Origin of the sequence: Sphingopyxis sp. CCNWLW2 (assembly GCF_037095755.1) — a bacterium.
GTDB lineage: Bacteria > Pseudomonadota > Alphaproteobacteria > Sphingomonadales > Sphingomonadaceae > Sphingopyxis.
Map to the genome: position 1 here is coordinate 1,241,030 of NZ_JBAWKJ010000002.1, position 14,805 is coordinate 1,255,834.

Annotated in this window: 14 protein-coding genes; 6 read left to right on the top strand and 8 right to left on the bottom strand. The window is 65.5% G+C overall.

Going from position 1 to position 14,805, the window contains the following annotated elements; all coding sequences use genetic code 11:
- Nucleotides 1-23 precede the first annotated feature (23 nt).
- Nucleotides 24-755: a methanethiol S-methyltransferase gene (gene mddA, locus V8J55_RS17105; RefSeq protein ID WP_336446787.1), complete on the top strand. Its 732-nt coding sequence runs from the start codon at nt 24-26 to the stop codon at nt 753-755.
- On the opposite strand, the gene V8J55_RS17110 is transcribed toward mddA, so the two are convergent.
- Nucleotides 752-1,468 carry an extensin-like domain-containing protein gene (locus V8J55_RS17110; RefSeq protein WP_336446788.1) on the bottom strand — a complete coding sequence of 239 codons (717 nt, stop codon included), beginning with the start codon at nt 1,466-1,468 and terminating at the stop codon, nt 752-754. The genes mddA and V8J55_RS17110 overlap by 4 nt on opposite strands.
- A 67-nt stretch (nt 1,469-1,535) precedes the next feature.
- Between V8J55_RS17110 and V8J55_RS17115 the strand changes: the two genes are divergently transcribed.
- Nucleotides 1,536-3,080 (top strand): tryptophan halogenase family protein, encoded by a 1,545-nt coding sequence (locus V8J55_RS17115; protein WP_336446789.1) that lies wholly within the window; start codon nt 1,536-1,538, stop codon nt 3,078-3,080.
- A gap of 2 nt (nt 3,081-3,082) precedes the next feature.
- Here the strand turns inward: V8J55_RS17115 and V8J55_RS17120 are convergent, their stop codons facing one another.
- Nucleotides 3,083-4,471 (bottom strand): cation:proton antiporter, encoded by a 1,389-nt coding sequence (locus tag V8J55_RS17120; RefSeq protein ID WP_336446894.1) that lies wholly within the window; start codon nt 4,469-4,471, stop codon nt 3,083-3,085.
- A 249-nt stretch (nt 4,472-4,720) separates the two neighbouring features.
- On the opposite strand from V8J55_RS17120, the gene V8J55_RS17125 reads away from it, so the two are divergent.
- From V8J55_RS17125 to V8J55_RS17135, 3 genes are all read left to right on the top strand, one after another.
- On the top strand, nt 4,721-4,960 hold the full coding sequence (locus V8J55_RS17125; protein WP_336446790.1) for a type II toxin-antitoxin system prevent-host-death family antitoxin: 240 nt from the start codon (nt 4,721-4,723) through the stop codon (nt 4,958-4,960).
- Complete coding sequence (locus tag V8J55_RS17130) at nt 4,960-5,454, top strand: PIN domain-containing protein (RefSeq protein WP_336446791.1); 495 nt, start codon at nt 4,960-4,962, stop codon at nt 5,452-5,454. Before V8J55_RS17125 ends, V8J55_RS17130 begins: the two co-directional genes overlap by 1 nt.
- A 128-nt stretch (nt 5,455-5,582) precedes the next feature.
- Nucleotides 5,583-5,921: a GFA family protein gene (locus V8J55_RS17135; RefSeq protein ID WP_081940376.1), complete on the top strand. Its 339-nt coding sequence runs from the start codon at nt 5,583-5,585 to the stop codon at nt 5,919-5,921.
- Nucleotides 5,922-6,196: 275 nt separating this feature from the next.
- Here the strand turns inward: V8J55_RS17135 and V8J55_RS17140 are convergent, their stop codons facing one another.
- The gene (locus V8J55_RS17140; protein WP_336446792.1) at nt 6,197-6,637 is read right to left on the bottom strand and encodes a hypothetical protein; all 441 of its coding nucleotides are present in this window, start codon (nt 6,635-6,637) and stop codon (nt 6,197-6,199) included.
- Between the two features lie 73 nt (nt 6,638-6,710).
- Entirely contained in the window at nt 6,711-8,117 is a 1,407-nt protein-coding gene (locus V8J55_RS17145) for a cytochrome P450 (protein ID WP_336446793.1), read from the bottom strand.
- Nucleotides 8,118-8,289: 172 nt separating this feature from the next.
- On the opposite strand from V8J55_RS17145, the gene V8J55_RS17150 reads away from it, so the two are divergent.
- Nucleotides 8,290-9,120: a hypothetical protein gene (locus V8J55_RS17150; protein WP_336446794.1), complete on the top strand. Its 831-nt coding sequence runs from the start codon at nt 8,290-8,292 to the stop codon at nt 9,118-9,120.
- Here the strand turns inward: V8J55_RS17150 and V8J55_RS17155 are convergent.
- The 4 genes from V8J55_RS17155 to aroC all read right to left on the bottom strand — a co-directional run bounded on the left by V8J55_RS17155 (nt 9,117) and on the right by aroC (nt 14,801).
- Nucleotides 9,117-10,442: a dicarboxylate/amino acid:cation symporter gene (locus V8J55_RS17155; RefSeq protein WP_336446795.1), complete on the bottom strand. Its 1,326-nt coding sequence runs from the start codon at nt 10,440-10,442 to the stop codon at nt 9,117-9,119. The two genes, V8J55_RS17150 and V8J55_RS17155, sit on opposite strands and share 4 nt — an antisense overlap.
- 48 nt (nt 10,443-10,490) lie before the next feature.
- Nucleotides 10,491-11,843 (bottom strand): dicarboxylate/amino acid:cation symporter, encoded by a 1,353-nt coding sequence (locus V8J55_RS17160; protein WP_137893570.1) that lies wholly within the window; start codon nt 11,841-11,843, stop codon nt 10,491-10,493.
- Nucleotides 11,844-11,938: 95 nt separating this feature from the next.
- Nucleotides 11,939-13,717, bottom strand: a complete 1,779-nt coding sequence (locus V8J55_RS17165; protein WP_336446796.1) for an SLC13 family permease — start codon at nt 13,715-13,717, stop codon at nt 11,939-11,941.
- Nucleotides 13,718-13,724: 7 nt separating this feature from the next.
- A complete protein-coding gene (aroC, locus tag V8J55_RS17170) occupies nt 13,725-14,801 on the bottom strand; it encodes a chorismate synthase (protein ID WP_336446797.1) in 1,077 nt (358 codons plus the stop codon).
- Nucleotides 14,802-14,805 lie beyond the last annotated feature (4 nt).

Sequence of the window (14,805 nt, forward strand, 5' to 3'; positions counted from 1 at the left end):
CCGAAATAGCAGGGGCTGTCATGATGCGCGCGCTCTATTTGCTTTATGCCGCAGTGGCTTATGCGATCTTTTTCGCGACCTTTTTGTACCTGATCGCCTTTGTCGGCAATTTCTCGCTCGTTCCGGTGACGGTCGACTTCGCGCGCGTTGCGACGCCCCTAAAAGCCGTTCTGATCGATATGGCGCTGATCGCGCTGTTCGGCATCCAGCATAGCGTGATGGCGCGGCCGGGGTTCAAGGCGGGCTGGACGCGCATCGTCCCCGCGCCGATCGAGCGCAGCACCTATGTGCTGTTCGCCAGCATCGCGCTGATCATATTGATGGCCTTCTGGCATCAGCTGACGGCACCCGTGTGGACCATCACCCACGGCGTAGGCGCCGCGATCCTTTGGGTCCTGTTCGCGAGCGGCTGGGCGATCGTGCTGACCAGCACCTTCCTGATCAATCATTTCGAGCTGTTCGGGTTGCAGCAGGCCTGGTTCGCGCTGCGCGAAAAGGCGGCGGCGCCGCCGGTGCTGCGCCAGCCCTTCTTTTACAGATTCGTCCGCCACCCGCTCTATGCGGGTTTCTTCCTCGCCTTCTGGGCGACCCCCGCGATGACGATGGGGCATCTGCTGCTCGCGGCCGGCCTGTCGATCTATATGCTGATCGCGATCCGGTATGAGGAGCGCGACCTGATCGAGATTTTCGGCGAGGCCTATGTCGGCTATCGCAAGCGCGTCGGAATGCTCATCCCCCGCGTCGGCGGCCGCTAGCGGCAGACGGTCCAGCCCGCCGTCCGCGCCGCCATGTCGATATGGAAATGGTCGGCGTGCGCGCGATTATAGTCGGGCGACAGGATGGTGCTGAACAGGCCGCAGCTTTCGTTGCGGACCTCGTGCAGGAACTCGCTGCGCTTGTCGCCCGGCGCCCAGTCGTTGATCAGCGAGATGCGCGTGCCGTCGGCGAGGACGAAGGCCGAAATGTCGATCGCATTGGCGGTCGAATGCTGGCTCTGGTTTGGCTGCCCTGCGATCTTGCGGCAATTATAGCTGCCGAGATTTTCGAGCTCGACCACCTTTTGCCCGAAATGCTTGCGCGCGAGCGGCTGGACGACGTCGCGGTTCCATAGCGCCATCGCCGCGGTCACCGCGCAGCCCGGCGCGACATTCGCGGGGCGCATCGTCGGCACGAAACGGTCGCCGGTCAGGATCATGCGCTGGCTCGCGCGGCACGCGCCGGTGCCGATCGCCGGGCGTCGGAGGTAGCCGGCGCCGGCGCGGTCTAAGGCGGCGAAGCAGGCGGTATCGTCACCTGCCAGCGCCACCAGCTTGCGGTTCGTCGCCCAGCCCTGCGGATGCGCCAGTTCGAAGGGCGTGCCGGGGATATGCTCGGGATGATCGCGCACCCACTGCATGCCGAGGATCGCGCCGAGGGTCAGCAGCACCGCGACGGCGAACCAGATCAGATAGGGGCGGAGAGTCTTCATCGTGTCCGTTCTGCGTGCCGCAAATTACCGCTTGTTGAAAGCGCTTTGCGGCTCGATAGCGTTCCGGGTGGCAAAACGCTCGATCCTGATCGTCGGCGGCGGCACCGCGGGATGGCTCACCGCCGCCTACCTCGCGCGCTTTTTCGACCTGCCGCGCAATCCGCGGCTGTCGATCACCTTGCTGGCGTCGGACGAGATCGGCAGCATCGGGGTCGGCGAAGGTGCCTTTCCGACGATCCGCAACACGCTGCAATTCATCGGCATCGACGAAAGCGCGTTCGTGCGCGCGACCTCGGCGACGTTCAAGCAGGGCATCCGCTTCGACGACTGGGTGCGCACGCCCGCCGAGGGCCGGTCGAGACATTATCTGCACCCGTTCGAGGCGCCCTATCATGGCGATGGGTACAGCCTCGTCTCCTATTGGCTGCTCCAGAATGAGGCGACGCGGCGGCCGTTCGCCGAGGCGATGACGATCCAGAACCGCGTCGCCGAGGCGCAGCGCGCGCCGAAGCGTCCCGGCGAGGGCGAGTTCACCGGCCCGCTGAACTATGCCTATCATTTCGACGCCGCACGGCTCGCCGAGGTGCTGTCGGCGGAGGCGCGTGCGATGGGGGTCGAGCATCTCCGCGGCACGCTGACCGGGGTCGGGCTCGATCCCGAAACCGGCGCGATCGACCATGTCGTGACGGCCGAGCATGGGACGCTGGCCGCCGACCTCTATATCGACTGTTCGGGTTTCCGCGCCGAGCTGATCGGCGGCGCGCTGCAATCGCCGTTCAAGGGTGTGCGCGACCAGCTGTTCACCGACCGCGCGCTCGCGTGCAAGCTGCCCTATGACCGCCCCGACGTTCCGATCGAAAGCTATACGATCGCGGCTGCGCACGAGGCGGGGTGGACGTGGGACATCGGGCTGGCCGGCGCGCGCGGCATCGGCTGCGTCTATTCGAGCGATCATTTGAGCGACGAGCGCGCCGCAGACATCCTCGCGGCCTATACCGGCGGGCGCAGCCATGACGTCAATGTCCGCTCGATCCCGTTCGAGGCGGGGTATCGCCCCGCGTCATGGATCAAGAATTGCGTCGCGGTGGGATTGTCGGGCGGCTTCCTCGAACCGCTCGAATCGACGGGGCTCGTGATGATCGAGACCGCGGCGGCGATGATTGCCGAGATGTTCCCGCTGGCCGGCCCGGTCGGCGCGCCCGCGCGGCGCTTCAACGAGCTGATGGCGGCGCGTTACGACAATACGATCAATTTCCTGAAGCTCCATTATTGCCTGAGCCAGCGCAAAGAAGCCTTCTGGCGCGACAATGGCGACCCGGCGTCGATCCCCGACCGTTTGCGGGAATTGCTCGAGGAATGGCGCTATCGCCCGCCGGGGCGCTTCGACTTCATCCTCGACCTCGAAAGCTTCGCCTTCTTTAATTACCAGTACATCCTCTATGGCATGGAATATCGCACCGACCTGTCGCCGGTGCGCGAGGAGTTTCCCGACACCGCCGCGGCCGAACGCATCTTTGCGCGGATCAAAAGCTTTGGCGACCGCGCCGCGAGCGAGCTGCCCGCGCACCGCGCGATGATCGACCAGATCAACGCGGGCGCGGTCACGGCCTGACCTCACGCGGGCTTGGCGGCCAGCCGTTCGGCAGGTTGCGGCTCGTCGGGGCCGTCGGTGCCGAGCTGGCCGAGTTCGCCCGTCTCGCGCGCCTTGCGGCCATAGACGAATTCGAACAGCGGTCCCGCCATCACCGTGGTGACGATCGCCATCAGCACCATCATCGAAAAGAGCGTCGGGCCGATGATGCCTTTCTGAAGCCCGATGTTGATGATGATCAGCTCCATCAGCCCGCGCGCATTCATCAGCGCGCCGATGCCGAGCGCGGTGCGATTGTCCTCGCCCGCGATCCGCGCGGCGAACCAGCACGCGCCGAACTTCGCCGCGATCGAGACGAGCAGGATGCCGAGCGCGAGCGCGAGCAAGGTCAGGCTGTTCACCGTGTCGAGCCGCGTGTTGAGCCCCGAGTAGGTGAAGAAGACCGGAACGAGCAGGATGGTGATCGGGCTGATCTTGCGCTTGATCTCTTCGGTCAGCTTGCCGCGCGGCATGCACACGCCGAGGATGAAGCCGCCGAACACCGCGTGGATGCCCGCGGCGTCCATGACGAAGGCGCAGAGCGCGAAGAGCATCAGGACGATCGACAGCATCGTGTCGCTCATCTCGCCGCGTTCCTCGACGATCCGGCCGAGCGGGACGAGCAATTTGCGCCCGATGAAGAACATGAAGAGCGCGAAGCTGAGCCCGCCGATAATCGCGATCAGCGCGACGCCGGGGCCGCCGCCGAAGGTCGCGAGCACGATCGCGAGCACGCACCACGACACCGCATCGTCGAACGCGCCGGCGGTGAGCGTGAGCGTGCCGAGCGCGGTGTTCGCGAGGCCGCGTTCGTTGATAATGCGCGCGAGCATCGGGAAAGCGGTGAGCGCGATGCACGCGCCCATGAACAAGGTCGCGCTGCCCTGGCTCAGCCCTTCGGTAAAGAGGCCGGGGACGTCGAGCAGGAAGGGCGTGATCAGCGCGGCGAACAGGAAGGGCGCGACGATGCCCGCCGCCGACACGCCCATCGCGCTCTTCGCCTTCGACTGGAAATGGTCGAGGCGGAGCGTGGTGCCGACGAGGAACATGTACAGGCCCACCCCGACCTGCGCACAAACATAGAGGATGCTCCGCGTTTCCTTGGGGAAGAGCGCCGCCTGAAATTCGGGGAAGAAGAGGCCGAACAGCGAGGGGCCGATGAGGACGCCGGCGATCATTTCGCCCACGACCTGCGGCTGCCCCAGGAATTTATTCGCCGCCCAGCCGACAGCGCGGCAGACGATCAGGATCACCGCGATCTGGAGGAAGAAGTGGATGCTGAAATCGGTCGGCGTATAGCTCGCCGCGGAATTGACCGCCGGGCCGTGCGCACCGAGCACATCGCCGACCGCGCGGAGCAGTTCATCGAACATATTGGATACCAATTTCCCTCTCCCACCGGTGGCGTCTGCGATCTGATTTACGTCGCTGTTCGCCGGTTTCCGGCATCAGGAGACATGAAAGCGGCGCAAGCGCAATGGCGAGTCCGCGATTGGGCGCGCCCGTGACTGCCGATTTCGCGGCCCTCGATCATTTTTGTTGCGGGGCGGTAACAGTGTAGTAATGTACCTACATGTGAACGATCACAATATGCCTTAATTTTGCATCGGCGAGGGATGGTGATGAAGCGCGTCACGAGCCGCGAACTCAATCAGGATGTTAGCCGTGCGAAGCGATTCGCGCTCGTCGAACCGGTGTTCGTCACCGACCGTGGACGGCCCACGCATGTCCTGATCAGCATCGACGCCTGGCGCCAGCTCAGCGGCGAGCGGGAGAATATGGTGCAGTTGCTCGCCGCCCCGCCCGGTGACATCGCGCTTGATCGCGCGCTCCTGCGCAAGGCGCTGGACGGGCGCGGCTGATGTTCCTGCTCGACGCCGAAATATTGTTCGACCTGCGCCACGCCCGCGCCGACGGCGACGGCGCAGGGTTGGCGGGATGGGCGCAGCGCACCTCGCGGCAATCGATGTTCCTGTCGGCGCTCTCGCTCGTCGAGCTGGAAAATGCGGCCGCGCTCGCGGCGAAGCAAAGCAAGGCGGCGGGCGCCGCATGGCGCGACTGGATCGACGGGCAAGTGCTGCCCGCGTTCGAGGGCCGCGTCCTGCCGGTCGATGTGACCATCGCGCGCCGCCGCGCCGCGCTGCCGCTCGAAAGCGACCGCGACGCGCTCCTCGCCGCGACCGCGCTCGAACATGGGCTGACCTTCGTCACCTATCGCGGCGCGGCGTTTCGCGGCGCGCGGCTGAAACTGCTCGACCCCAGCCGCATCGCCGCCGATGCGGGCGAGGACGGCGACTGGCGCGAAGCGACGCGCGCGCGGTCACCGTGGATCCGGAGCCTGTTTATCCGGGGGTGAGAAGGGCTAGCGTTCGCGCTGGGCGATCCAAGGGAATGGCAGTTTTCGACCGTTTTCGGTCATCGCTTTGAACTGGCGGGATTGTTAGAAGTAGGCGCTCAAGATGATTTGAGTTGGAAGGAGCGACGATGATCGAGCACCACGGCAGCTGCCATTGCGGGCGGGTTCACTTGGTACTGCGCGACGAGCCAACCGAAGTCAGCGAATGCAATTGCTCGATTTGTCGGCGTACCGCCGGACTGTGGCACTATTGCCCGCCGAAATCGGTCACGGTCGAGGGGGAAGGAGTAGCTTACCAGCAGGGTGATCGCGCACTCGACACGTGGCACTGCCAAGCCTGTGGCTGTACGACACACTGGACGCCAACTGATCCCAATTACCAGCGCATGGGAGTCAATCTCAGGATGTTCGAACCTGATTTGTGGCGCGATTTGCCGCGTCGTCTTGTTGATGGCGCGTCTTACTGAAAGGATTTGAGCCATGTCGCTCACGGTCTTGGGTGAAGGGCGCGGGTTCCGCGTCGTCTGGCTACTGGAGGAAATGGGGTTGGCTTGTCGGCTAAGACCGGTCGACCTTCACGCCGGAGCTGGGTGCCTGCAAAGAAAAGAAAGCATGGGTCGCCTCTTTGGCTGATCAATGATCTCCAAGCGCAACGCGCTCTAGCAGGCACGGCAGCTTTTCTGCTTCGTAGTGTAAAAGCGGACTGTCGGCACCCCACCCCAAAGTCGCCACTAGCTGACGCTCAGGCCGCCATCCGCACCGGCCATGGGTCGTCGTCGTTGGCGGGGGCCTTATTCGCGTCGAGCCGGATCGGACGGTTTCGCCGCGCCCGCGTACGTAGGCGTCTGAAGGGCGCCAGCATCGCCGCCATCCGGACGGCGACCCAAGCCCTCATCGACCGGATGCGCGCAAAGGTCGATAGCGCCCATGTCGCGATCATCGCGTCGACATAAGCGGTCATGTCCCATGCCAGCGCTATCGCTAGTTCGGCCGGCAGCACCGCGGCATAAGCCTGGATGGCGAACAGGCCGACGATAAGGAAGAGGATATGCTTGCGCTCGAGCCGCTCGACGAGGCGGATCGGCTCCTCCACCGTGGTGCGGTGCAGCCAGCGCGCAGCGTCGGTGTCGGGCGCGCGCAGCATCACGGTGATCAAACCCGCCAGAAACAATGCAAAAACCATGTTTGCCCCTCCCTCCCCGAAAGTCTGGAGATAGGTCGCGCCGCCGCGCAAACAAGCTGCGCGCGGAGTCAGGTTACAACGGGATAAAGCTCACCGTCAGCCCGTCCTTCGGCCGCGGGATCGGCAGCACCTGCCATTCGGGCGCATAGCCGTCGGCGACGGTGATCCGGTGCGTCGTGATGACGTGGTGGAAGAAGATTTTCGCCTGCATGTAGGCGAAGTGCAGCCCGAGGCACATATGCGCGCCGCCGCCGAACGGCACCCACGCATATTTGTGCCGCTCGCGCGCGACTTCGGGCGAAAAGCGCATCGGGTCGAACTTTGCGGGCTCGGGCCAATGCTCCTCCATCATATGCGTGAAGGCGGGGCTGACGCCGACCGAGGTGCCCGCGGGGATGCGGTAGCCGCCATATTCGAAATCCTTGAGCGCGCGGCGCGGGAAGCTCGGCACCGGGGGCACGAGGCGGAGCGCTTCCTTGAACGCCCATTCGGTCATTTCGAGCTGGCCGAGGCTGTTGTGCCCAACCCCCTCGCCCGCCGGCGCGACCGCGAGCATTTCCTCGCGCAATTTGTCCTGCCATTCGGGGTTGCGCGCGAGTTCCCAGACGAGCGTCGTGATCGAGCTGGTGATCGTGTCGTGCGCCGCCATCATCAGGAAGTTCATATGGTCGACGATCGCCTCGACCGACATATATTCGCCGTCGTCGTCGCGCGTGCGGCAGATCTGGCTGAACATGTCCTCGCCCGTGCCGTCGCGGCGTTCGGGCACCATCTTGCCGAAATAATCGACCAGATAGGCGCGCCCCTTGGCGCCGCGGCCCATCGCGGTGAACGGCAAGGGCACGCGCACGACGCCGATCGACGCCTGCACCATGTCGACGAACGCCTTGTTGACCTTGTCGGCCTCGGGACCCCAGGGAATGCCAAGGAAGCTGGTGGCGGCGAGGTCGAGCGTCAGTTCCTTGATCGCCGGATAGAATTTGAAGGTCTTGCCACTCCACTGCCCGATGCGGCCCTTGATCCCCTCGTTCAGCGAATCGGCGTAGTGGCGCATCGGTTCGGGTTTGAACGCGACCGACAGCACTTTGCGGTCGGCGCGATGCTTCTCGAAATCCATCAGCATCAGCCCGCGCGGGAAGAGCAGGTTGAGCACCGGCCCCCAGCCCTGTTCGGACGAGAAGATCTTCTCGCGGTCGAACATGACCAGCTCGTTCGCCTCGGGCCCGTGGAGCGCGACGCTGCGCCCGCCGAAGCTGTTGCTCCGATAGACGCGGCCATATTTCGCGACCATGCGGTCCGCGAAACCCGGATAATCGCGCAATTGGTCGAGCGTGGTCCCAAGCACGGGCAAACCGTCCTCGCCGGGGATATGGTCGAGCGTCGAGCCGGGGTTGCGCGGCAGCCAGTGCTGCGTGTCGGGGCCGAAGCGCTTTTCGGACCATTGGGTAGGCGCAGGCTGGATATTCGTCGGCGCGTTCATCGGTCGAATCCTCGTCCATTATCGTTGGCGCCATGGGTAACGAACTACTGACACTGATGCAAGTAAGGCGTCAGGCGGTGCCTTTCACCATTCACCGCAAATTCAACTCGACTCGCGCAATTTGCGAACCAAGGTGACGGGTCGCATCCGTTAGACCCTAAAGGACAAAGCCATGGCGAAGAGTTTGAAGCGCCCCCTCTCCATCGCGCTCGGCGCGTTCGCGACGACGATGCTCGGCGGTTGCTATTATGGCGACGTCTATGGCGCGAGCTATGCGTCGGGCGGCGATTGCTCGTCGCGCTATGGCGACGCCTATTATGATTATGACGGCTATGCCTATGACGATGGCTATGGTTACGACTGCTACGATCGCGCCGACTATGGCAGCGGTTTCGCGCAGATCGGCTTCGGCGGCGGCTGGTACGACGATTATTACTATCCCGGCTATGGCATGTGGATGTTCGACAATTACCGCAACCGCTACCCGCTGCGCGACCGCTATCTGAACTATTGGGGCGGGCGCCGCGCGTGGTGGAAGCATCATGGCGGGCGAAATGACTGGAAGCCGGGGCGCCCCGGCGGCTGGCATCGTGGCGACCGCGACGGGCGTCCGGGCGATGGCCGCCCAGGCCGGGCCGGCGGCTGGAACCGCGGCGACCGCGACCATGACGGCCCGCGCGGCACGCGGCCGGGACGCGGCGACGGCAACCCGGCGACGCCGCCCGCCGCCGGCAATTCCGGATATCCCGACCGAGCCCCCGGTCGCCCCGGCCGCCCCGGCGGCTGGAGCCGCCCCGATCGCGACCACGACGGCCCGCGCGGCACACGCCCGGGACGCGGTCCCGGTGCGGGCGCCATCCCGGGCAATCCCGGACGCCCCGACCGGCCGGCACCGATCGCGCGGCCAGCCCCTGGCCCGGCACCGGCCGTACAGACCCCGCCACCCCCGCGCGCGGCACCGCCGGCCGGGCGCACGCGCATGAACGACGAACGACCGGATTAAGCTTTCGAGCCGGCGGGCGCCGAATCCTTCACCCCCGCCGACACCACCGTCGCGGCGACAAGATCGCCGATGACGTTCAGCGTCGTGCGGCACATGTCGAGGAAGCGGTCGACCCCGAGGATCAGCCCGATGCCTTCGGGCGGCACCCCGACCGAGGCGAGGATCAGCGCGATCACGGGGAGCGACCCCGCAGGCACCCCCGCGGTGCCAATGCCGCCCAATATGCACACGAGCATCACGACGATCTGCTGCTGAAGCGTCAAGTCGATGCCGAAGAATTGCGCGAGGAAGATCACCGTCACGCCCTCGAACATCGCGGTGCCATTCTGGTTCGCGGTCGCGCCGATAGTGAGCACGAAGCGCGCGACCTTGTCGGGCAGGCGGAGCTGGTCGCGCGCGACGCGAAGCGCCGTCGGCAATGTCGCGTTCGAAGAGGCGGTCGCGAACGCCATCACGAACGCCTCCTGCGTCTGGTGGAAAAAGGCGACCGGTGATTTCCCCGCCAGCGTCTTCAGCAGGATAGGGAAGACGATGAACATCTGGAGCGCAAGCGCGAGCAGCACGACGCCGACATAGGCCGACAGGCGGATGATGAGGTCCCAGCCGAACTGCGCGGCGAGGTTGAACATGAAACAGAAGACCGCGATCGGCGCGAGCTGGATGACGAGCCCGATCAGCTTCATCACCACCTCGAACACCCCCTCGATCGCCGTCTTGAGCGCCTCGGTCTGCGGGGTGCGGACGAGCATCAGACCGATGCCGAAGAAGAGCGCGAAGAACATCACCGCGAGCACGTCATTCTGGCCCATCGCGGCGAACAGATTGTCGGGGACGATCGCGACAACCGCGTCCATCCCGGTCTTCGCCTCGCCCGCGCGGTCGGCGATGGCCTTGGCGCCCTCCGCCCCCTCGGCGATCAGCGAGCGCGCGAGCGCGGGATCGACACCCCCGCCGGGCTGGATCAGATTGACGACGGCAAGGCTGACGACGACAGCAATCGTCGACACCGCGATCGTATAGATAAGCGTGCGCACGCCGACCGATTTCAGCGCGCGCATCTCGCCCATTTCGGCGACCCCGACGATCAGCGCCGAGGCGAGCAGCGGGATGACGAGCATGAACAGCAGGCGCAGGAAGATCTGCCCCAGCGGGCCGGTCACATAGGTGGTGACCGTCCCGACCCACGCCGCGTCCGGCGCGCCATAATGGACCGCCAGTCCGATGAGGAGGCCGGCAAGGAAGCCGACGAGCATGCGCCAGCGCAGCCGCCGCGCACGGGCATCGTCGCGCTCCGCTCGGTCGATCGCCGCTGCTTCGGCCATGGCTCAGCTCCTTGCTCGCCCCGTGGGGAGCGGCCCGAAGCGCGCGGGTTACGCGTTATCGGCCGCCGGCTTGTTTTCACCCTCCGCTATGTCATCACGAAGATCGAGCCCGCGGGTTCCATGATGCGCTGTATGCGCCGGGGCATGCGGCCGTTCGAGATCGGCCGGTTCGGGCACTTCGAGCATGCCCTCCCACTTGGTGATCACGCTCGTCGCCACCGCGTTGCCGACGACATTGGTCGCGGTGCGGCCCATGTCGAGGAACTGGTCGATCGCGAAAATCAGTGCAACGCCCTCGACGGGCAGGTCGAACATCGCAAGCGTCGCGGTGATCACCACCAGGCTGGCGCGCGGCACTGCGGCGATCCCCTTCGACGACACCATCAAGGTGAGCAGGATCAGGATCTGCTGCGTGATCGAGAGCTCGATGCCATAAGCCTGCGCGATGAAGAGCGTCGCAAAGCTCGCATACATCATCGAGCCGTCGAGGTTGAAGCTGTAGCCGAGCGGCAGCACGAAGCCCGAGATGCGGCGCGGCACGCCGAACCGGTCGAGCTGTTCGAACAGCTTGGGCATCGCGGCCTCCGACGAGGCGGTCGAGAAAGCGATCAGCAGCGGCTGGCGGATATAGCGGATCAGCGAGAAGATCCGGCGGCCGAGGAAGATCGCGCCCGCGCCGAGCAGGAGAACCCACAGCACGACGAGCGAGAGGTAGAATTCGGTGACCAGCTCGGCATAAGTGCCGAGGATGCCGAGGCCATATTTCGCGACGACCCCCGCAAGCGCACCGAACACCGCGATCGGTGCGAGGCGCATCACATAGCCGGTGATCTGCAGCATCAGTTCGGCGAGCGCCTCGGCGCCGCGAACCAGCGGCTTGCCCTTGTCGCCGATGGCCGTCAGGCCAACGCCCGCGAACAGCGCAAAAACGAGAATCTGGAGGACGTTGTTGTCCGCCATCGCCTGGAAGATATTCTTCGGGAAGACATGCTCGATAAACTCGAACAGGTCGAGCTTCTTGACCTCACCCACCTCGGCGATCGAATGCGCCCCGACGGTGAGATTGAGCCCCGCGCCGGGCTCGAAGAAATTGACCATGATGAGGCCGAGGCTGATCGAAATCAGGCTCGCGAGGATGAACCAGGCGATCGCGCGGGTCCCGATGCGGCCGAGCGCCGAGCTGTCGCCCATATGCGCGATCCCCGCGACGAGCGTGCCGAGAATCAACGGCGCGACGACCAGCTTGATCAGGTTGAGGAAGATCGTCGAAAGCGTGCTGAAGCTGCGCAGCCAGTAAGTGAAGGCTTCGCTGTCGGCAGGGACATAGACCCGCACCAGATAGCCGGTGATGACCCCGAGGATCATACCGATCAGAATATAAAACGTCAGGCGATGCCCCATAAATTACTCCCTGTTCCGCCCTGGGCGGATCTTTATGCGAGCGGAGGTAACAGGGTGATGCGCCGCGGGCAATCGCTGCCGGGCCTATCGCGGCGTCAAGGCGTCCAGAAGGCGAGCGCGGCGCAGCCCGCAATACCCGTGAGGATATTGAGCGGGACGCCGATGCGCACGAAATCCATAAAGCGATAATCGCCCGCGGCATATACGAGCGTGTTTGTCTGGTAACCGACCGGGGTCGCGAAACAGGCCGATGCACCAAGCATCAGCGCGATCAGCAGCGGCTGCGGCGCGACGCCGGTCGCCTGGGCGATGCCGATCACCAGCGGCCCCATCAGCGCGGCGACCGCATTGTTGCTGAGCAGTTCGGACAGCAATAGCGCGGAGAAATAGACGATCGCGATCACCGCCCATTGGGGTGCGCCCGCCAGGATCGGGTCGAGCGCGCCGACCATCAGCGCGACCGATCCCGATTGTTCGAGCGCCGCACCGACCGCGAGCATCGCGAAGATCAGGATCAACACATCGCCGTCGATGCTGCCCCACGCCTCCGACGCGTCGATGCAGCGCGTCAGCAGCACGATGGCGACGCCGATGAAGGCGGCGATGCCGATCGACATCACGTCGGTCGCCGAGAGCAGCACCGCGCTGGCCATCACGAGGATCGCGATCCACGCGCGGCGGCGGCGGAAGGCGGTGACCGACGCCATCGCGAGCCCGATCAGATTGGGATTATCGCGCAGCTGCGCGATATTCGCCTCGTCGGCGTCGATCAGCAGGCGGTCGGCGGCGCGAATGCGGTTTTCGGACAGCGTCGGCCCCGGAAGGTGGCGAAAGCGGGTGACGCCGAGGATGCGGACGCGCTGCCGCTGGAGAAAGGGGATTTCGGCGAGCGGCCGGTCGATCGAGCGGTGGCTTGGCGAAACCGTCACCTCGACCACGGTGGATTCGCGCTCGGGGCTATCGCCGATACCGATCGCAAAGCGCCCCTCGCTGCGCAGCGTCATCAGCGCCGCGCCGTCGAGCCGCGCGACGATCCGATTGCCTGCCGCGAGCCGGTGGTGCTGGGCATCGCCGCCGGTGATCAGCCGCCCATTCGCGACGACGCCGACGATCTGCGCCGGCGCTATGCCAAGACTGGCGGCATCGAGCGCCATGTCGATGGCAGGATCGTCGTCCCGAAGGCCAAGTTCGGTGAGATACAGCTGCTCCGCCCCATCGGCCTTTTCAGCGATCCGCGGATAGTCCGACGGCAGGAAGCGCGCCATTACGAGCAGACCCACGACCCCCGCCGCCGCGACCGCGAGTCCATAAGGCGTGATGTCGAACAGACCGAAGGGTTCGAGCCCCGCCTGTTCGGCGATGCCCGACACGACGAGATTGGTCGAGGTGCCGATCAGGGTCAGGCAGCCGCCGAGCACCGCGATCACCGACAGCGGCATCAGCAATTTCTTGGGCGAGACCCCAAGCGCCTCGGCAAGCCGGAAACAGACGGGCATCATCACGACGACGAAGGGCGTGCTGTTGATGAAGCCCGAGACGAGCAGCCCGCCGCCGAACACTTCGAGCACAGCGAGGCGCGGGTGCCGTTTGGCGCGATCGACGACATAATTGCCGACCTTGTCGATCACCCCGGTGCGGATCAGCGCTCCCGAGAGGATGAACATCGCGCCGACGGTGAGCGGCGCACTGTTCGAGAAAACGCCATAGGCGCCCTTTTCGTCGAGCAGCCCGAGCGCGAGCATCGTGCCCGCGCCGGCGACCGCGACGACCGAGGGCGAGAAGCGTTCCCAGACAAAGGCCGCGAACATACCCGCGAGCACAAACAGACCGATAACCGCCTTTTGCTCCGCGATGAAAGCGGCGACGGTTTCCATCAGGCCATCAGCCGTTTTGTGCCCTGTGCAGCAGCTTGTGATCGGCGAGGACGAGCGCCATCATCGCCTCGACCACCGGCGCACCTCGGATGCCGACGCACGGATCGTGGCGGCCCTTGGTGACGATATCGGTCGCCTCGCCTGCCTTGTTCACGGTCGGAACGGGGGTCAGGATCGAGCTGGTCGGCTTGAACGCGACGCGCACGACGACGGGCTGGCCGGTCGAGATGCCGCCCGCGATGCCGCCGGCGTTGTTCGAGAGGAAATCGGGGCGGTTGCTGCCGTCGGTCGCAGGGCGCATCGGATCGGCATTTTCCTCACCGCGCAGGCGCGCCGCGTGAAAACCGGCGCCAATCTCGACGCCTTTCACCGCATTGATGCCCATCATCGCGGCGGCGAGGTCGCTGTCGAGCTTGGCGTAGATCGGCGCGCCCCAGCCGGCGGGAACGCCGCTGGCGGCGCATTCGATCACCGCGCCGAGCGAGCTGCCCGATTTGCGCGCGGCGTCCATCAGCCCCTCCCAGCGCTGCGCCGCGGCGGGGTCGGGACAGAAAAAGGGATTGCGGCCGATTTCTTCTAGGTCGAAGTTCGCGGGGTCGATCGCATCGCCGCCGATTTCGGCGACCCAGGCGTGGATCTGCACCTCGGGGATCACAAGCCGCGCGACGCCGCCCGCGGCGACGCGCGCCGCGGTTTCGCGCGCGCTCGACCGGCCGCCGCCGCGATAATCGCGGATGCCATACTTAGCGTCATACGCGTAATCGGCGTGGCCGGGGCGATACGCCTGCGCGATCTCGCCATAATCCTTCGATCGCTGGTCGACATTCTCGATCATCAGGCTGATCGGCGTGCCCGTGGTCTTGCCCTCGAAAGTGCCCGAGAGGATGCGCACCTGGTCGGGTTCCTGCCGCTGCGTCGTGTGGCGCGACTGGCCCGGGCGGCGCTTGTCGAGGAAAGGCTGGATGTCGGCTTCGGACAGCGAGAGACGCGGCGGGCAGCCGTCGACCACCGCACCGAGCGCCGGGCCGTGGCTTTCGCCCCAGGTCGTGAAGCGAAGAACGCGTCCGAAGCTGTTGAAACTCATCGCC